This window comes from Methanoculleus frigidifontis (assembly GCF_030464345.1).
In the GTDB taxonomy this organism is placed as follows: domain Archaea; phylum Halobacteriota; class Methanomicrobia; order Methanomicrobiales; family Methanoculleaceae; genus Methanoculleus_A; species Methanoculleus_A frigidifontis.
Genome location: NZ_VCYH01000008.1, coordinates 64,030 through 81,610 on the forward strand (window position 1 = coordinate 64,030; position 17,581 = coordinate 81,610).

General features: G+C 62.6%; 23 protein-coding genes. 14 read left to right on the forward strand and 9 right to left on the reverse strand.

Going from position 1 to position 17,581, the window contains the following annotated elements; translation table 11 throughout:
* Window positions 1–17: 17 nt before the first annotated feature.
* Both FGU65_RS11985 and FGU65_RS11990 read left to right on the forward strand, forming a co-directional pair.
* Window positions 18–371, forward strand: coding sequence for a DUF2769 domain-containing protein (locus FGU65_RS11985; RefSeq protein ID WP_301664712.1), 354 nt, complete (start codon window positions 18–20; stop codon window positions 369–371).
* 34 nt (window positions 372–405) lie between these two features.
* Window positions 406–720 (forward strand): DUF2769 domain-containing protein, encoded by a 315-nt coding sequence (locus FGU65_RS11990; RefSeq protein WP_301664713.1) that lies wholly within the window; start codon window positions 406–408, stop codon window positions 718–720.
* Window positions 721–772: 52 nt separating this feature from the next.
* Here FGU65_RS11990 and FGU65_RS11995 read toward each other — a convergent pair whose 3' ends face one another.
* The 3 genes from FGU65_RS11995 to FGU65_RS12005 all read right to left on the reverse strand — a co-directional run bounded on the left by FGU65_RS11995 (window position 773) and on the right by FGU65_RS12005 (window position 2,526).
* Window positions 773–985 (reverse strand): DUF2180 family protein, encoded by a 213-nt coding sequence (locus FGU65_RS11995; RefSeq protein WP_301664714.1) that lies wholly within the window; start codon window positions 983–985, stop codon window positions 773–775.
* A 178-nt stretch (window positions 986–1,163) separates the two neighbouring features.
* Window positions 1,164–2,165, reverse strand: coding sequence for a flap endonuclease-1 (fen, locus tag FGU65_RS12000; protein ID WP_301664715.1), 1,002 nt, complete (start codon window positions 2,163–2,165; stop codon window positions 1,164–1,166).
* A gap of 46 nt (window positions 2,166–2,211) precedes the next feature.
* The gene (locus FGU65_RS12005; RefSeq protein ID WP_301664716.1) at window positions 2,212–2,526 is read right to left on the reverse strand and encodes a hypothetical protein; all 315 of its coding nucleotides are present in this window, start codon (window positions 2,524–2,526) and stop codon (window positions 2,212–2,214) included.
* 57 nt (window positions 2,527–2,583) lie between these two features.
* Here FGU65_RS12005 and FGU65_RS12010 point away from each other — a divergent pair, with 57 nt between their 5' ends.
* Window positions 2,584–3,495 carry a presenilin family intramembrane aspartyl protease PSH gene (locus FGU65_RS12010; RefSeq protein ID WP_301664717.1) on the forward strand — a complete coding sequence of 304 codons (912 nt, stop codon included), beginning with the start codon at window positions 2,584–2,586 and terminating at the stop codon, window positions 3,493–3,495.
* Here the strand turns inward: FGU65_RS12010 and FGU65_RS12015 are convergent.
* Window positions 3,434–4,405 (reverse strand): NOG1 family protein, encoded by a 972-nt coding sequence (locus FGU65_RS12015; RefSeq protein WP_301664718.1) that lies wholly within the window; start codon window positions 4,403–4,405, stop codon window positions 3,434–3,436. The genes FGU65_RS12010 and FGU65_RS12015 overlap by 62 nt on opposite strands.
* Before the next feature lie 47 nt (window positions 4,406–4,452).
* On the opposite strand from FGU65_RS12015, the gene FGU65_RS12020 reads away from it, so the two are divergent.
* The 3 genes from FGU65_RS12020 (at window position 4,453) to FGU65_RS12030 (ending at window position 6,023) form a co-directional block, all read left to right on the forward strand.
* Window positions 4,453–5,331, forward strand: a complete 879-nt coding sequence (locus FGU65_RS12020) for a CBS domain-containing protein (RefSeq protein ID WP_301664719.1) — start codon at window positions 4,453–4,455, stop codon at window positions 5,329–5,331.
* Between the two features lie 146 nt (window positions 5,332–5,477).
* On the forward strand, window positions 5,478–5,687 hold the full coding sequence (locus tag FGU65_RS12025) for a histone family protein (RefSeq protein ID WP_128693097.1): 210 nt from the start codon (window positions 5,478–5,480) through the stop codon (window positions 5,685–5,687).
* Window positions 5,688–5,765: 78 nt separating this feature from the next.
* A complete protein-coding gene (locus FGU65_RS12030) occupies window positions 5,766–6,023 on the forward strand; it encodes a PRC-barrel domain-containing protein (RefSeq protein ID WP_301664720.1) in 258 nt (85 codons plus the stop codon).
* Here the strand turns inward: FGU65_RS12030 and FGU65_RS12035 are convergent.
* From FGU65_RS12035 to FGU65_RS12055, 5 genes are all read right to left on the reverse strand, one after another.
* Window positions 5,999–6,703, reverse strand: coding sequence for a phosphoglycolate phosphatase (locus FGU65_RS12035; protein ID WP_301664721.1), 705 nt, complete (start codon window positions 6,701–6,703; stop codon window positions 5,999–6,001). The two genes, FGU65_RS12030 and FGU65_RS12035, sit on opposite strands and share 25 nt — an antisense overlap.
* Window positions 6,697–7,677: a DNA repair and recombination protein RadA gene (gene radA, locus FGU65_RS12040; RefSeq protein WP_301664722.1), complete on the reverse strand. Its 981-nt coding sequence runs from the start codon at window positions 7,675–7,677 to the stop codon at window positions 6,697–6,699. The genes FGU65_RS12035 and radA overlap by 7 nt, the downstream gene beginning before the upstream one ends.
* An 887-nt stretch (window positions 7,678–8,564) precedes the next feature.
* A complete protein-coding gene (locus tag FGU65_RS12045; RefSeq protein ID WP_301664723.1) occupies window positions 8,565–9,845 on the reverse strand; it encodes an OB-fold nucleic acid binding domain-containing protein in 1,281 nt (426 codons plus the stop codon).
* A 16-nt stretch (window positions 9,846–9,861) separates the two neighbouring features.
* Window positions 9,862–11,154, reverse strand: coding sequence for a diaminopimelate decarboxylase (gene lysA, locus FGU65_RS12050; RefSeq protein ID WP_301664825.1), 1,293 nt, complete (start codon window positions 11,152–11,154; stop codon window positions 9,862–9,864).
* The gene (locus FGU65_RS12055; RefSeq protein ID WP_301664826.1) at window positions 11,151–12,299 is read right to left on the reverse strand and encodes an LL-diaminopimelate aminotransferase; all 1,149 of its coding nucleotides are present in this window, start codon (window positions 12,297–12,299) and stop codon (window positions 11,151–11,153) included. Before FGU65_RS12055 ends, lysA begins: the two co-directional genes overlap by 4 nt.
* 148 nt (window positions 12,300–12,447) lie before the next feature.
* Here FGU65_RS12055 and nifS point away from each other — a divergent pair, with 148 nt between their 5' ends.
* The 8 genes from nifS to FGU65_RS12095 all read left to right on the forward strand — a co-directional run bounded on the left by nifS (window position 12,448) and on the right by FGU65_RS12095 (window position 17,500).
* On the forward strand, window positions 12,448–13,644 hold the full coding sequence (gene nifS / locus FGU65_RS12060; protein ID WP_301664724.1) for a cysteine desulfurase NifS: 1,197 nt from the start codon (window positions 12,448–12,450) through the stop codon (window positions 13,642–13,644).
* On the forward strand, window positions 13,644–14,096 hold the full coding sequence (locus FGU65_RS12065; protein WP_301664725.1) for an iron-sulfur cluster assembly scaffold protein: 453 nt from the start codon (window positions 13,644–13,646) through the stop codon (window positions 14,094–14,096). Before nifS ends, FGU65_RS12065 begins: the two co-directional genes overlap by 1 nt.
* Window positions 14,097–14,122: 26 nt before the next feature.
* A complete protein-coding gene (gene cutA / locus FGU65_RS12070) occupies window positions 14,123–14,440 on the forward strand; it encodes a divalent-cation tolerance protein CutA (RefSeq protein WP_301664726.1) in 318 nt (105 codons plus the stop codon).
* Window positions 14,440–15,189, forward strand: coding sequence for a formate dehydrogenase accessory sulfurtransferase FdhD (fdhD, locus tag FGU65_RS12075; protein ID WP_301664727.1), 750 nt, complete (start codon window positions 14,440–14,442; stop codon window positions 15,187–15,189). The genes cutA and fdhD overlap by 1 nt, the downstream gene beginning before the upstream one ends.
* A complete protein-coding gene (locus FGU65_RS12080; RefSeq protein ID WP_301664728.1) occupies window positions 15,186–15,665 on the forward strand; it encodes a DUF1890 domain-containing protein in 480 nt (159 codons plus the stop codon). Before fdhD ends, FGU65_RS12080 begins: the two co-directional genes overlap by 4 nt.
* The gene (locus tag FGU65_RS12085; RefSeq protein ID WP_301664729.1) at window positions 15,644–15,919 is read left to right on the forward strand and encodes a DUF1894 domain-containing protein; all 276 of its coding nucleotides are present in this window, start codon (window positions 15,644–15,646) and stop codon (window positions 15,917–15,919) included. Before FGU65_RS12080 ends, FGU65_RS12085 begins: the two co-directional genes overlap by 22 nt.
* 175 nt (window positions 15,920–16,094) lie before the next feature.
* Complete coding sequence (locus tag FGU65_RS12090) at window positions 16,095–16,694, forward strand: ABC transporter ATP-binding protein (protein WP_301664730.1); 600 nt, start codon at window positions 16,095–16,097, stop codon at window positions 16,692–16,694.
* Window positions 16,691–17,500: an ABC transporter permease gene (locus FGU65_RS12095; protein WP_301664731.1), complete on the forward strand. Its 810-nt coding sequence runs from the start codon at window positions 16,691–16,693 to the stop codon at window positions 17,498–17,500. The genes FGU65_RS12090 and FGU65_RS12095 overlap by 4 nt, the downstream gene beginning before the upstream one ends.
* The last annotated feature ends 81 nt before the right edge of the window (window positions 17,501–17,581 follow it).

Below are 17,581 nucleotides of genomic sequence, written 5' to 3' on the forward strand. Positions count from 1 at the left end.
CTGCCCATGGGAGGCCGATGAACCAGGCTGACGACCAGACGGCGTTCCTCGCGGAGAAGATCCGGCCTGCCCTCCGCGGGCTTGCCCACCGGGAGGCGGAGGAGCGGGAGAAGGCTCTTAGAGAGCTCCGTTCCGTCTGCATCTGTCCGACCTGCCCGACGTACAACGTCTGCGCAGGGCAGGCGAAAGAAAAGTTCTTCTGCGCGCAGGGCGGGAGCATGCAGTGCATCCAGAACGAGATCGCCTGCCTCTGCCCGGACTGTCCCGTGCACGCGGAGCTCGGGCTCGATCACATCTTCTTCTGCGTGCGGGGCTCGGAGACCGTCCAGGGATACGGAACGGAGGGCAGGGAGGCAACAAGTATTAAGTAGGCGTCGCGGCATCGACTCTCCCGGAGGAACGAGAATGCCGAAGTTCGAGGCGCAATCACGGGAGATGGCAGCGTGGAACCGGGAAGAGCGAGCCCGGATGATGGAATGGTTCCGGGTGCAGTGCCGCTGCCCGAAATGCCCGACGCACACCGAGTGTGCGAAACGGCAGCAGGAGAAGGTGTTCTGTTTTCACGGGAGGAGCTTTATCTGCATCGATGCGGAGAAGGGGTGCCTCTGCCCGGACTGCCCGGTTCACGAGGAGATGGGACTCAAACACGACTTTTTCTGTACGCGGGGGTCGGAGAAAGCCCAGCGCTATGAGCAGGAGGTCTGGAACATCCAGCACTGATGATCCGAAACCTGCCTGCCGTCCCGGCGGTCTTTCCCGCTCCCTCTCCGGATCACTTCTGCCCGCCGAATGCTTCGTAGCATTCCGGACAGAGGATTCGCGCTACCTGCCGTTTCATCTCGTGTGCCGGGAAGGGGTAGCCGCCCTCCCAGAGCTCGACGTCGTCCCGTATGGCATGCTCAACGCACAGACCCATCCCACAGACGATGCAGACGGCAGCGGCATCGCTCACCGCCCCTTCCATGGCACATACATAGCACCGCATCGGTAATCTCTCCCGTCCCATCGGCAGTGTGCATGTTCGGTCAGGGGTGCGCATGGCTCGATGGGGAGTATACGTGTAGCGGCGATCAAGAGCCATATACGTTTCGGTGGCGCGGCGGTGCCGTAAGATCGGATACTGCCCGGATGCACCGGTTCCGGGGAACGCCTCCGACCGTCTGTTAGAACCACTGGTCCAGCGTCTGCTGTTTCGCCTTCACGGAGAGTTTCTCGAGAGCCCCCTCGACGCGTTCCGGTGAAAAGTCGAACCTGCCGGAGAGCATTGCGACGACGCCGTCCGTATCCGGCGCAGACCAGGAGAGGTTGTAGTCGTCGGTGACCGGTGGGGCCAGGAAGAACTCCCTGATGGAGGCGGGATCGAAGTCGGGCAGCTTCTCCGCGACCGTGGACTCGAATTCGCCGTTTCTGACCAGTTTGAGGGCGGTCTTCGCCCCGACGCCCCGCACGCCGGGGTGGTAGTCGGTGCCGGTCAGGAGGGCGATCTCGATCAGTTCTTCGCGGGAGACGCCGAGGTAGTCCAGCAGATTCGCAAGGACGATCCGCTCGGGGCTGACGGTGATCGTCCGCCCCCTGACCCGGCGCCGCCCGCTCACGGTGAGGTTCCGGACGAGCACCGGAGATCCGAAGAGAAGCGAGTCGTAGTCCTGCGAGACGGCGAACTGCACGCTGCCCTTCCCGGCCATATGCGCGGCCTGTGCCTCGCCCTCGCTCGGCGCCTGCACCCAGGGGATGCCGAGAAGGCCGAGGAGTTCCTGCGCGGTCTCGATGACGTAGGCGTCCACCCGTGCCGAAGCGCTCGCCTGCTTGTAGGCCTCGGCGATATCGCCCACCGCCAGCGCTTCCTTCCAGGCGTTCCCGGCGCGGGTGCGGACCTCCCGGCGCTGGTCGAGCGTCTCCTGCTTGAAGGTGGGGGGCGTGCCGTCGAAGATGTAGACCGGTTTGATCCCTTTCTCGACGAAGTTTGCGGTCCGGAAGAGGATGCCGGTGAGGTGGGATGTCACCTGCCCCTCGGCGTTCATCAGCGGCGTGCCGTCGGGCTGGCGGATGATGGAGAGGAACTGATAGAGTGCATTATGCGCGTCGATGGCCGCCACGCCTTTGAGCGCGTCGAGGTCAAGGGTCTCTTTGCAGTCGGCTATGATATCGCGGAGAGCAACACCCATATAACCTATCAATGAGAAGGAGAGGGGGTATAAAGGTGATGATCGGTCAGCGGTACATGCGTCGGTTGAGACCGTCGACGATGCCCTCGATATGGGCAACGGTATTGTCGTATTTGGTATTCATGGTATTCGACATCTCTTCGAGGTTCACGCGCATGGTGCGTTCCCTGTTGATGACATTCTGTTCGAGGCTTATGATCTTCATGCCAAGGGAGATGATCAGTCCGCCGAGAGAGAGCATCATAAAGGTGGCTGCCACCGCAAGGATCAGGTCCTGCCAGAACCGCATCACCAGAACGACGGTAGAGATTACCATGACGATGGTCAGAACTATGTCTGTGATGAGTTCACGAATATCCATGCTTTTAGATAATGAAAATGAACTAATTAACCTACCTATAAGTAACGGAGATGTGTGATGCAGGTACGTGACTGGTTGCCGCTGCTCGGGATGCCCCTGATGCTCCTGTTCGTTCAGATTATAGCAATACTCCTCTCAATCCCCATGCAGGAGGCAGGGCTTGCGGCCTTTGAGGATCCGGAGTCGGTGACAAACCCGCTGATATTCATCGGCATGCTGCTCGCCTTCACCCTCGTCCTGCTGTTCCTGATAAAGAAGGGCGGGAAGCGCATTATTGCGCTGTTTATTGCGTTCTCGATCTTTCTGACGTTCACGTATATCTTCAGCTCGCTCTCCCTCTGGTTCTTCGGGCTCTCCGACGCTGCGGCGTTCTTCGCGCTCCTGCTCGCCGTCGGAGCGACCGCGCTCCTCTACTTCTATCCGGAGTGGTACGTCATCGACGTCCTCGGCGTGCTGATAGCCGCCGGCGTCGCATCCATCTTCGGAATATCCCTCGCGGTTCTGCCGGTGCTGGTGCTGCTCGTCCTGCTCGCGGTGTACGATGCAATCTCGGTCTACAAGACCAAGCATATGATCACCCTTGCAGAGGGCGTGCTCGAGATGAAGACGCCCATTTTAGTGGTTGTTCCGAAAAGGAGGGATTATTCGTTCCGCAGCGAAGGCGTTGATATCGGCAGGGACAAAGAGGAGCGCGGCGCGTTCGTCATGGGGCTTGGCGACCTGATCATGCCCTCGATCCTGGTCATCTCCTCATACATCTTCGTGGCCGCGCCGCCCGTCATCTGGGAGCTGTCGTATCCCACCCTCGGCGCGATGGCGGGATCGTTTGCGGGCCTGGCGGTCCTGCTCTACTTTGTCAACACTGGCAAACCGCAGGCCGGCCTTCCTCCCCTGAACGGGGGAGCGATCATCGGTTTTCTGCTGGGATGTCTTCTGGCGGGGACGCCTCTTTCGTGCTTCGGTATCTGAGGAGGGTCTCCAGCACTTCCTCGACCCCCTCGCCGGTCACGGTCGACATCGTGGGGTATTCTTCGGCGCCGCAGATATCGGCTTTGTTCACGACCGGCACGATCGGCACGCCCACCATCTCCCGGACCTCGGCGAGGAGCGCCTGCTGATCCGCCATTGAGTAGCCGCACTGTTCGCTTGCGTCCAGCACGAAGAGAACGACATCGGCGGTGTTCACAAGCGCGCTCAGTGCCTGCTGCTCGATGACGTTCCGCTCCTCGGCGGGCCGGTCCAGAACTCCCGGGGTGTCGACGAGCTGCATCCGCTCCCGCCCGAGCTCCCGGTGGCCGACGATGACGCCCTTGGTGGTGAACGGGTAGCGCGCCACCTCGGGTTCTGCCGAGGAGACGAGCCTGATGAAGGACGACTTTCCGACGTTCGGGTAGCCTGCCACGACGACGGTGAAGTCCTCTTCGCTGATGTGGGGGATCTTCCGGAGGATGTTTCTGGCCTCGTTGAGGAAGAGCAGGTCGTCGCCTACCTGGTTAACGATCGAGGCGATCCGCGCGACCGCCTGCTTGCGCACCTCACTGGTATTCCGGGCTGCCCGCATGGCGCGTGCGTGCTGGATGCCGACGGTGTATGCCTGCTCCGCCGCCCAGGAGACGGCCCCGAGGGACTTTCTCAGGCGATCGACACCGAAGAGTATCTCTGCAAGGTCGCGGTAGAACGGAGGAAGCTGTTCAAAGGTCGGAAATGTCTTGACGGTGCTCTCGAGTTTGTCCCTGACGGAGCTTGCGACCGCCCTGACGAACTCCTCGTTTGCAGCGTCTTTGTTCGTCTTCAGTTTCTTTTTTGCCGCAGCCCGGCGAAAACTGCGGTCAAGCACCTCTTCTGCAGTAGGTACGGTCGGTATGGTTTCAAATTCCACAGAATGCACAACCTAATGTATTTAATACCGTAATATAACTGATAATTATGGATTTATCGCTCATCCAGAAAGATATCCTGATAACTCTTATTACTCTATATCATCAGTCGTCTCACTCTATAAAAGGTGAGGAGATCGCCGAGGTGCTCAAGCGAAACCCCGGCACCGTCCGCAACCAGATGCAGGCCTTAAAAGCCCTCGGGCTCGTCGAAGGGGTTCCCGGCCCGAAGGGCGGATACACGCCGACTGCCATGGCATATAAGGAGCTGAACCTGGTCAGCTACGAGCATCAGTCGGAGGTGCCGATCGTCCGCGACGGGGAGACGGTCAAAGGAGTGCGGGTCGCGGAGCTCGATTTTACCACGCTCTGTCATCCCGATCTCTGCCACGCGGTCGTGAAGATCATCGGCAGCGTCAAGCATTTCAGGGTGGGCGATCACGTCACCATCGGGCCGACACCGGTCAACAAACTGCTCGTCCGGGGCGAGGTCTACGGTATGGACGAAAACCAGCAGGCGCTCCTCATCAGCATCTCGGAGATGATCTCGCTTCCGAAGCAGCCGATCAGTTTCTTCATGAGTACGCCGCTGATCACCCTGCCCGAGGCGGCCACACTCCGTGATGCGGTGCACCTCTTCAACGCGCACCGCATTCACGGTGCTCCGGTGATGAACGACAGCATGCTTCTGGGTATCGTAACGATGAGCGATATCATACGGGCTCTGGACGAAGGGCGGTCGCTTGACGGCATGGTGACCGAGGTGATGACCCCGGACGTGGTGAAGGCTCCATCGAACGTCAGGATCTTTGAGGTGGTCGGCCGGTTTAAGGAACGGGAGATTGGGCGGCTGATTGTCATCGATGATGGCAGGCCGGTGGGGATCATCACTCAGTCGGATATCATCCGGGTCTTTCCCTCACTTTGATCCTCTCTCATCGGGGAATTTCAGCCCATGAACCCCTCGTGCGACGGATAACTATTTATATGAGTATACATATGTTGGTTCTGTAAACCGAGTTCTGATACCGACTACATCGACCGGAGCTCGAGAGAAAAGGGGGAAATGATATCATGACTGATTTACCACTGGCACCTGTTGGCAGAATCGTTAAAAAATCGGGCGCTGAGCGTGTAAGTTCCGATGCGAACGAGGAACTTGCAAAACTGATGGAAGCGTACGCATCACGGATCGCCAAAGAGGCGATCAAGCTCGCCGGGCATGCAGGGAGGAAGACGGTCAAGGCGACCGATGTGCGCATGGCCGCTGAGACACTGAAATAAACAAACCCTAATTGCTCTCTATTTTCAGATTCCTGCGTTTTGGAACAGTTTATATAGTAATACCTCCCCATCATTGGTATGAGCAAAACCTTCTCCCGGACGATGGCCAGGAAGAGAGTGATGAGCACCGACGGCGTGCTCATCGGCACCATCAAGAACGTGATGGTGGACCTCGGAACCGGTCAGGTCGTAGACCTGATCGTCAAGCCGGACGAGTCCTTCAGGACGGAAGGATACCGGATGGACGGCGACAAGATGTTCGTGCCCTTCGAGGCTGTCAAGGACATCAAAGATTATATTGTGGTCGATCGCTATCTGCTGCAGAAATCGGCGTAATACATTTTCACTGCTTCCACAAAGCCGTCCCCGTACTTTTTTTCCGAAACATAGTCGGCAGCGGCGCGCGTAGCCCCGGTCGAGTTGGCGACGGCGACGCCGATGCCGGCGGTGCGGATCATCTCGATGTCGTTTTCCGAGTCGCCGACCGCCATGACTTCGGCAGGAGCGAGCCCCATGAGCCCCACAAGTTCCGATAGCGCCGTGCCCTTGTTCACCCCGAGCGCCTGGAGGTGGATGGCAAAGCCGGTGTCGAGCACCCTCACCGGGTGGCGGTGCTCGCGGACGACTTCCCTGACCTCATCCGGGTCGACGTTCCGGGCGAACGCCACGTCGGCGAAGCGGTAGTCGGGACTGTAGAGTTCGAGCGTGACCGATTGTTCAGAAAAGTGGGCTGCCAGGGTGTCGAACGCCTCCCGGCAGACCGTCTGGTCGCCGGCGATCCGGAGGGTGCCGTCGAAGGTCCGGCGGTAGACCCCCCCGTTCTCGCCGATGATGGTTCCGTTCGTTCCGATCATCTTGCAGAGGCCGTCCATGAAGCAGACGGTGTTGCCGCTGGCGATGACCACCTCGATACCGCCGTCGACGAGCGTGCGGATGCACTCGATCGCCGCAGTGCTGATCCTGCGGCGCGAGTCGGTGATGGTGCCGTCGACGTCGGTGACGACCGCTTTCAGCACGACTTGAGCCCTGCCTGTTCGAGCATGAACGCCGCTTCACCTTCGGGAAGGTTCGGGCTGTCTACGAGGCGGGCGACACGTTTGCCGGCTTTGCTCTTGCGGAGATAGAGCCGGAACGTGGCGGTATGGCCGACGATGTTTCCGCCGATGGGCTTTGTCGGGTCGCCGAAGAGGACTGCGGGGTTCGACATGACCTGGTTGGTGACAAGCCCGACGGCGTTGTGCTCGTCGATGAGTTTGAAGAGGTCGTGCATGTGCCGGTTCAGTTTCTGCTGCCGTGCGGCCAGGGTTCCACGCCCGGCGTACTCGGAGCGGAAGAGCGACGTCAGCGAGTCGATGACGAAGAGCCGCACCGGCCGGTCCGAGGTGCGCAGTTCGTTCGCAAGCTCCCGTGCCGTGTCGATCAGCAGCATCTGGTGGTCGGAGCTGTGCGCCCGGGCGACATGGATGCGCGCGAGCACCTCGTCGAGGGTGCCGAGATCGGCGTCTCCGGTGCCGTCCAGCCCGGCCAGCATCTGCTCGATACGCTCGGGGCGGAAGGTGTTCTCGGTATCGATGTAGATCGCGCTTCCGTCCAGGCCGCCGAGTTCCTCGGGGAGCTGGACGTTGACCGCCAGCTGGTGGACGAGCTGGCTCTTCCCGGACCCGAACTCGCCGTAGACCTCGGTGATCGCCTGGGTCTCGAGGCCGCCTCCCATCAGGTCGTCGAACTCGGGCACACGTATCTGGAGTTTTTTGATCTCCTTGCGCTTGTCCATGATGTCGCGGCCGGTCTTGAACCCGCCGATGTCGGCCATCTTCCGGGCGGCCAGGATCACTTTCTTTGCGGTCGACTCTCCGAGTTCGGCGGCTTCCGCAAGGTCGGAGGTGGTCGCCGTTGCAACGCTCTCTACGGTTCCGTAGCCTGCTTCACGGAGTTTGTCGGCGGTGGTTGGTCCGACGCCGGGTAAATCTTCCAGATCAATCTCTGACATAGTAACCTCACTTGATCTCCTGGTGCTTTCTGCTCTGGTATCATCTATGCTATTTGTCCGGAACCATAAAGGTCGATGCCCATGCGGTGTGAAAGTGTATCGCCGGCACTATCGGAGACCGCCGGAGCGGTGGATGGTGGCTGCCGGTCACCGGAACGCCTCCTTTGCCGTTCCGCTCGAATCAGGCGTGCCGCTTTCCGGGATGGGGACGCCTATCTCCCTCCGCTGCAGCTCGTTTCCGGTTGTGAGAAAATCCGTGCGGATCGATTGTATGTGCTCTCCTTCCACACTCTCTGACGCTGCAGACCAAAGAGGGCTGTCGTGTTTGGGGAGGGGGATGCCCCCCATATACGCTACCGTACCCTCTGGGTGCACCGAAATTCCTGGTGCTATCGGCGGGGTCCAGGCAATTGATGCGGTGCCATCTCTTGCTCCGGATGACCGCAATCCGGGGTATTCGGGGGCACGGCTTTCCCTGGGTATCGCCATGACTCCCCCCGCCCCGTGAGGGGCGGGGGAGGAGGCCGGAGGCCGGGTGGGGCGGGGTTGATGCTGTCTGGGGATCTTCGCGGGAGATAGGGGAGGGGAAACCCCCTGCCCGTCGGCCCCACCCGGGGGCGCTTAGCCGCCACGGTCCACGGCACGGGGAGACGCCCGGGAAAAAGGTCGTCCCCGGGACAAGCCCGGTCAGGGGAAGAACGCTGTATACGCTTGAATCCCTGTATCGAAGGGTAGCGCTAATAGGCCGGCCCCCACCCCTCTGAGGATCTCCTCCACGATCCCGCATTCCGGAGAGCATGTTCCAGACGTCCGTGGAGTGAGAGCCTATCTGAAGAGATGCACTCTTCCGCATCTATCAGACCCGCATCGCCGGCATATCCGCCGAATTACGTGACGAGCCGGCGTGCCCGCATCATGAGACATTCTGCATCCGGGATGACGGCTTCGTAGTGCCGGACGGCGATCCGCTTCCTGTGCAGCGTCCCCTGTATCCGGACCTCGACGCCGACGGGCAGCGGGACGTCGATGAGGTAGCATGCCGCGCCGGTGTCGATACAGACACCGAGCGGCGTGGCGATGACCGTCCCGGCGAGATCGATCTCTTCCGCTTCATCGCTCCGCACCAGGAGAGCGCCTCCCCTGCCGAGGCTGAGTTCGAGGGGGTTGTAGCGTCCGCTGCGTGCGGCGGCATTGTAGACCTCGATCGTATCGCCGGAGACCAGGTGCTCCTGCGCGTCGTCTCCCCACAGCACCAGGGGCACCTCCCCGGTCGCGTCGGCGATCTTCAGGTTGCGCACCCAGGACGTCCTCCCGTCACGGGTGGTGAAGCACCGCGGCGGCTGCAGGCCGACCACCCGGCCGGAGACCGAGTAGGTCTCCCCCTCCCGCACCTCGGCGATCGGTGTCGTGGGGACGGCGATCTCTGCGTCCTCGAAAGCGACCGTCCCGGACTCTCCGAGGCTGTACTCGGCGCCCTGCTCTCCCGTCTTCACCGCCGCTCCGGTGATCCGGATTGTTGCTCCCGGTTCAAACTCCTCGAGGAGGGCGGGCACCCAGGCAACCAGGCGGGCGACACCGGCGGCGTCGCCAACGACCGCCTCGACCATCTCGCCCGGCGTGCCGTCGCGGCGGGTGAACGTCCGCAGAGGCCTTTTTGCGATCAGTCTGACCAGCAGGTCGCCGTCGGCAGGTGCCGCCCGGGCGGAGCCTGCCGCCGTCTCGGTGCAGGTGATCTCGCAGGCGGCCTTCTGGAGAGCAGTCGCGTGCACCTCCGGGGGAACACCTCCCTTCGGCCGCCCCAGCACCTCCAGGACGTCGCCTGCCGCGATCTCGCCCACCGCCTCGGCTTTTTCGTCCCAGAGCACCACACGAGCCCGTCCGGTCTCGTCGCCGACGACTACGTTCGCGACGGCGCCCGTTGTCCCGTCCTCCCGCTCGAACTCGCGGGCCGCTCCGACCGAGACGACTTTCGCAAAGAAGCAGACGAGGCTTGATGCCGCCGAGACGTCCTGGATCTTGACGTGCGCCCGCCCCATCTCCCGGACGACGACCATTGCAGCCGTCTGCTCGTCCAGGAGATCGCCTGACGCGGCTATCGTCTCCCCGACCCTTTCTTCGAAGGCCTCCCGGGTGACGAGGTCGTCGACGAGGAGGTAGTGAAATCTCACCGGACGGGTTCCTCCCTTACTGCTGCCATGCAGGCTGCTGCATCGGTGCCGTCAGGTCGTCGACATCCTCGGCCCGGCGCATCAGGGCCGCATCGTCGCCGCGGACGATGACCTCGGCGCAGCGCGGCCTGCTGTTGTACTGCGACGACATGGCGAACCCATAGGCTCCCGTATCGAGAACCGCGATCAGGTCGCCCGCCGCCAGGGCCGGCAGCATCCGGTCTTTCGCCAGGAGGTCGCCGGTCTCGCAGATCGGGCCTGCGATGGTGTACTCCCGCTCCGCAGGGGCATCGGCCTTGTTTGCGGCGACCACCGCATGGTAGGAGTCGTACATCGCCGGCCGGACCAGGAGGTTGAACCCGGCGTCCACGTTGGCGAAGGTCTTGTAGGCCTCCTTGACGGAGTTGACGCGGGTGAGGAGGATCGTCGAGTCCGCGATGAGCGAGCGGCCGGGCTCGACCCAGAGTTCGGGTTCGATCCCGAGGTCCCTGATGCCTGCAAGGAAGACCGGCATGACGGCGGCGGCGTAGTCCTGCGGTGTCGGCGCCCGGTCGGTCTCCCGGTGGTAGGGGACGCCGAGCCCGCCGCCGATGTCGATGAACTCGATCGTGACGCCGAGTGCAAGGAGGTCGCGGGCGAGATCGATCAGCACCTCCATCTCCCGGACGAACGGCTCGACCTCCAGGATCTGCGAGCCGATGTGGCAGTGGACTCCGACCGGGTCGATGTTGCTGCAGGCGAGGGCCTCGCGGTAGGCGTCGAGGATCTGCCCTGCGGGGATCCCGAACTTGGTGGTTGCAAGCCCGGTGGCGATCTTCGGGTGGGTGGGCACCTCGATCGCCGGGTTGACGCGGAACGCGATCCTGACGGTCTTTCCTGCGGCCGCGGCGGCGGCGTTCAGCTGCCGCAGTTCGTCAAGCGAGTCGACCGAGACCTTAACCCCGGTCTCGACCGCAAGGGCGAGGTCGGCGGTGCTCTTCGAGCTCCCGTTGAAGAGGAGTTTTTCGGCCTGCATCCCTGCGGCGAGGGCGAGGCAAAGCTCGCCTGCAGAGAAGACGTCGGCGCCGGCACCGAGGTCGGCGAGGATGCGGAAGACGGCGAGGTTGCCGTTGGCCTTCGCCGCGTAGAGCACCCGAACTTTCGGGTAGTGCGCCGTCAGGGCATCCTCGAGGCGGCGGTAGTTTGCCCGGATCCGGTCTTCGTCGGTGACGTAGAGCGGGGTGCCGTGGGTATCGGCGAGGGCGACCGTGTCGTGTCCGCCGATATGCAGCCTCCCGCCCGCGACGGTGAGGTGCTCCGGCAGCATCAGAGGCTCATCCCCTGCATGCGTTCGACCGCCTCCTCTATCCGCTCCACCGACCGGGTGATGGCGAACCTGACGTAGCCCTCGCCGTGGCTGCCGAACCCGATGCCCGGCGTCGCCACGATGCCTGCCTCGTCGAGGAGTTTTGCCGCGAACGACATGCTGTCGTCCACCGGCATCCAGACGTAGAAGGTCGCCTTCGGCGCCGCAACCTCGAACCCGAGCTCCCGGAGCCCCTTCACCAGGACGTCTCTGCGCTCCTGGTAGATCTCACAGGCCGCCCCGACACACTCCTGCGAACCCGTCAGGGCGGTGATCGCGGCGTGCTGGATGGCGTCGAAGGCCCCGGAGTCGATGTTGGTCTTCACCCGGCCGAGGCCGGCGATGATCTCGGGGTTGCCGCAGGCCATGCCGATGCGCCATCCGGTCATATTGTAGGTCTTGGAGAGCGAGTGCATCTCGACACCCACCTCCATCGCACCGTCGACCTCGAGGAACGAGGGGGCGACGTAGCCGTCGAAGGTGATCTCGGAGTAGGCATTGTCGTGGACGACGACGATGCCGTGCTCCCGTGCAAACTCGACGACCTCTGCGAAGAAGGACTTCGGTGCGATCGCCGCCGTCGGGTTGTTCGGGTAGTTGATGAAGAGCAGTTTCGCCTTTGCGACGACCTCTGCCGGGATATCCTCGAGGACCGGGAGGAAGTTATTCTCGGCGGCAAGGGGCATCTCGTGGACCTTCCCCTCCGCAAAGAGGGTCGAGGTCTTGTAGACCGGGTAGCCGGGGTCGGCGGCCAGCACGTAGTCGCCGGGGTTGACGAACGCCTCGGGGATGTGGGCGATCCCCTCTTTGGAGCCGATGAGCGCCACCACTTCGCTCTTCGGGGCAAGGTCGACACCGAAACGTGCGGCATACCATTCTGCGACCGCCTCGCGGTAGGCGAGCATCCCGGTGTAGGAGGGGTAATGGTGATTCGCAGGGTCGCGTGCTGCGGAGCAGAGCGCGTCGACGATATGCTCGGGAGTCGGGAGGTCGGGGTCTCCGACGCCGAGATCGATGACGTCGACACCCTGGCTGATCTTCTCTCCTTTCATCGCATCGATGCGGGCAAAGAGATAGGGTGGAAGGTGATCCAAGCGTTGCGCGTACATCATCTGATCATTGGTAATGAATCCCTATGTATGTTTTGTGCAGCTATTCCCGGGATTTTGAGGGGCCGCATACCCGGCGCCGGCGGGTGAATCCGGCATGCCCGATCGGTAACCATGTTACCCCTGACGGACAAGTACCTCTGTATCTATGAGAGCGGAGAACGAGCGTCCCGTCTATATGGATCATGCGGCAACGACACCGGTCCGCCCGGAGGTCTTTGCCGCCATGGTCCCGTACTTCTCGCGGTTCTTCGGCAACCCGTCGTCGCTGTACACCTTTGCGCGGGAGTCGCGGGAGGCCGTGGAAGAGGCGCGCGGCCGCGTCGCAGCGGCGATCGGGGCAGAACCTGCGGAGATCTACTTCACCGCCGGCGGAACGGAGTCGGACAACTGGGCGATCAAGGGGGCTAGCGCCGCACACCGGCGGGGCGGCGGCCACATCATCACTTCATCGGTCGAGCACCACGCCGTCCTCCACACCTGCCAGCACCTGGAGAGGCAAGGTTTTTCGGTCACCTATCTGCCTGTGGACGGCTACGGCCGCGTCGACCCCGGCGCGGTCGCCGATGCGATCACCGACCGGACCTGCCTGATATCGGTCATGAGCGCGAACAACGAGATCGGGACGGTTCAGCCGGTTGCCGAGCTTGGGAAGATCGCCCGGGAGCATGCTATTCCCTTCCACACCGATGCGGTGCAGGCGATCGGGTCCGTGCCCGTCGACGTCGACGTAATGAACGTCGACCTGCTCTCGCTCTCAGCCCACAAGTTCTACGGCCCGAAGGGGATCGGAGCGCTGTATATCCGCAACGGAACAGAGATCGAGAACCTGATCCACGGCGGCGCCCAGGAGCGGAAGATGCGTGCCGGAACCGAGAACCTGCCCGGGATCATCGGCCTCGGGAAGGCGATAGAGCTTGCTGCGGCCGATATTGAGGGGTATACCCGGCGGATCGGCGGGATGCGCGACCGCCTTCTTGCGGGCATCCTCGACGCTGTCCCGGACGTGGCATTGAACGGCCATCCTGAGATGCGGCTTGCGAACAATCTCAATATCAGTTTCCGCTACGTCGAGGGAGAAGCCATCCTCCTCCTGCTCGACGCCCACGGCATCTGCGTCTCAACCGGCAGCGCCTGCTCGTCCGGATCGGGCGAGATGTCGCACGTTCTTACCGCAATCGGCCTTGCGCCGGAGATGGCACGCGGCGCCGTCCGGCTGACGCTGGGGGACGCCAACACCGACGACGACATCGACTACGTGCTCGACGTGCTCCCCCGCGTCATCGAGCGGCTGCGGAGCATCTCACCGCTGGCGCCGCCCTGCGGCGACCGGGAGGGGACCTGATGTACAACGAACTCGTTATGGACCATATGCTCAACCCGCGCAACGTGGGCGAGCTTGCAGATGCCGACGGTGCCGGCGAGGCCAGGAGTGCATCGTGCGGCGATGTCATGAAACTCTACCTTGCGATCGACGACGGCGTCATCACCGACGTCCGGTTCCAGACCTACGGGTGCGGTGCCGCCATCGCATCGAGCAGCATCGCAACAGAGCTCATCCGGGGCAAGACCCTCGACGAGGCCTGGTACCTCTCGACCCACGACGTGGTGAATGCCCTCGGAGGCCTTCCCGAGGCGAAGGAGCACTGCTCGGTGCTTGCCGAGGATGCGATCCGGGCGGCGATCAACGACTACCTGGCCAGAAACGGGCTTCCTGCACGGGAAACCGCCGCCGGAACCTGCAGCGACTGCTGCCGGCACGATGACGGCTCCTGTCCCGGACCGGAGAAGCGTTAATACGGCCGGGGGGTGAAGGTAAACCTATGTCCTCTCCCGAGTACGTGGTGGTCTTCTGCACGGCGCCCGAAGCGGATGCAAAGGCAATTGCAGATTCCCTCATCGATGCACGGCTGGCTGCGTGCGTGAACATCGCGCCGGTCGCGTCCTGCTTCCGATGGGAGGGGGAGGTCTGCAACGAGCCCGAGCACCTGCTCGTCATCAAGACACGCACGAGCCGGCTTGACCCGCTGATCGAGCGGGTCCGCGAGGTGCACCCGTACGACCTCCCGGAGATCATCGCTCTCCCTATCGTGGGCGGGTTCGCGCCGTACCTCGACTGGATCGGGGAGGAGACGGGCTGATGGAGATCCTCTGCCGCACCGCCATCCAGGTGAAGGGCGAGAGCGTCCGGGAGATACACGACGACATCATCGTCGAAGATCACTTCAGGCTCTTCTTCAACGGCCGCTATCTCACGGCGCTGGTGGCGAGCCCGGACCGCCTGGAGGATCTCGGTGCGGGTTTCATCATCTGCGAGGGGCTCGCGGACACCATCCTGTCGGTCGAGGTTGCGGGCCGGGATATCTACGTCTCCGCCCCGGCACACGGGGACATCAGCCTGGAGCTCGAGTCCTCCGGAGGCTTCCGGGTCATGGGAGAGCCAAAAAGCGTCGAGTCGTCGATCGCGATCACCGCAGACGGCGTCCGTGCCGTGACGGCGGCGATCGAGTCCGACGTATGGCGGCGGACCGGGGCAGTTCACTGCTCGGTGCTCTTCTGCGGCGGCGACCTGGTCACCCGGGCGTGCGATGTCGGGCGGCATAACACCGTCGACAAGGTGGTCGGCTACGCCGCGTTGAACGGCATCGACCGGTCGTCCTGCATCATCGGCTGCACCGGCCGGCAGCCGGCAGGGATGGTGGCGAAGATGGCCAACGCCGGGATTCCGATCGTCGTCTCCCGGGCGGCGTCCACCAACCGGGGAATCGCGGCGGCAGAGCGGGCCGGGATCACCCTTGTCTGTTTCTCGCGGGGCGACCGGTTCACCGTCTACACCCATCCGGAGCGTGTTTGGGACGTCTTTGAACAGATACAGAAGGAGATTCCATGACAGAGAGTGACGAGCGAGGAACGACTGCATTGATCCTGCTCGGCTGCCCGCAGGTCCCGGTGCAGACGAGCGTTGCGCTGTACTGTGCACACGGGCTGCGCCGGAACGGTATCCGGCCGATCGTCGCGGGAACGACGGCGGCGCGAAAACTGGTGGAGATCGCCGACCCGGAACGCCACTACGTGGACACCTTTGAAGACCTGGATGCGGTCATCGGTGAACTTGCCGAGAAGAAGCGGGACGCTGACTACTGTTTCGTCTTCGCCCACAACGATTCCGGCATCGCGTATGCCGGCACCATCTCCTATCTCTCGCAGGCACGGCTCTACGTGCTGCTCTTCGGGGAACACCCGGAAGAGGTCGCCGCGGCGATTACGTTCCCCTGCGAGCAGATAACGGCAAAGGCCGTTCACAACCCCATGCCGCTGAAGCGGAAGATCGATGAGGTGCTACAATGGGTTGTCTCGAAGCAATGAAGCCGGAGGTGCTCCTGTCGCGCTGCTCGTTTGCAGAAGCGCGGGAGTACATCAAGAAACACGTTCGGGAATACTACGAGGTGGAACCGGGCTATAAGATCCACGACGTCCACCTGATCGGCGTTCCGCCGCTGTACGTCGGCATCGACGGAGAGGACGTCGTATTTCCCTATACCAAACCCTGCCACGGCACCTTTGTGGTGAAGGTTGCAGGCGGGGATGCGATCGGGCGGTTGCGTTCCCGCAGAAAATAGCCCTCTTTTTCCCGCTTCTCATATCCGTCACCCATAGAGCAATCAGCATCCGCGACAGATGCTGCTACGGAGCTTCCCGATGACATTCGCCAGTGCCGGAACCGGCTTGGTACACGACCATCGATGCCCCGCTCTGCGGGTGAGGAACCTCTCCCGGGTTTTCGGAGAGAGGTCTGTGCTTGTCGGCGTCTCGTTCTCGGTCGAGGCCGGAGAGACCCTCGCCGTGACGGGCCCTTCGGGTTCGGGCAAATCAGTGCTGCTCAAATGCCTCAATCGTCTCATCGAACCGTCGGGTGGAACGATCGAGGTCTTCGGCACCGATAGTATGCACTGCGATCCGGTCGAGATCCGGCGGCGCGTCTGCCTTGTCGGCCAGGTGCCGGTGCTCTTTCCCGGCACGGTGGAGGAGAATCTTGCCTATCCCTTCTCGTTTCAGGCGAACCGGCACTGCCCAAGACCCGACTTCGGCGGCGTTCTGGAAGCCGTGGGTCTGGGGCGGACGTACCTTGCAAAAGATGCGCAGACGCTCTCGGGCGGCGAGGCGCAACGGGTCTGTATTGCCCGGGCGCTCTGTCTCGATCCCGAGGTGCTCCTCCTCGACGAACCGACGTCGGCGCTCGACCGGGCATCCGCCGGGGTTGTGGAGGAGACGATACGCCGGCTCAATGCCGGAGGGCGGACGATTGTCGTGGTCACGCACGATCTCCGCCAGGCAGAGACGCTCGGCAGGAGGGTCATGCGGATGCGGGACGGTCGTGTGGAGGATATCGTATGACCGATCCGCTGTACGATCCGGCAGTCGGGCTCGTGAACCTCGGGCTTGCACTGCTGCTCATCGGCCTGGTTCTCATCCTCTCCTGGTACAAACAGCTCGGGCTGTCGCGGGAGATCGGGGTCGCAACCCTGCGCGCCGTCGTCCAGCTGCTGCTTGTCGTGCTCATCGTCGTGGCCGTCTTCGAGTCCGAAAATCTGCTCCTGATCGTCCTCGTCCTCGCGGCGATGATGGGAATCGCTGCAGTCATATCGGCAAAACGGGCGATGGGGATTCATCGTCCGCTCCGGATCACCTTCCCGGCGATCTCGGGAAGCTCTTCGGCCGTCCTGCTGGTGCTGATCCTCCTCGGTGTCATGCCGGTCACGCCCGAGTTTCTCATCCCTATCGGGAGCATGACCGTCGGGGCATCGATGATCGCCTGTTCGCTTGCCCTGAACCGGTTTACCGGAGAGATAGCGTCGAATCGTGCGAAGATCGAGACGGCGCTCTGTCTTGGGGCAACGCCGGAGGAGGCCGTCGCCCCCTTCACCCGGGAGAGCGTGAAGGCATCGCTCATCCCCTCCATCGACCGGCTCAAGGCGCTCGGCGTCGTCGTCCTTCCCGGTGCGATGTCAGGGATGATCGTTGCAGGCGTCGATCCCATCTGGGCTGCCGAGTACCAGCTGGTGATCATGTTTCTCCTGTTTTCGGCGGAGGCGTTTACGTCTGTCATTGCCACGGGGCTGGCACGGGGCGCCCTTCCCCTGCCATATGCCGGCATGAGCGCAGCCGGGTCGCCGGAAACAATTCTGCAGAAGAGCGCGTAGCACAGGACCCGTGCGCACCTGGCAGAGGTATATGCAAACTCCTATATCCGAAAACCTGTCTATGTTGAACTGGTTACCAGT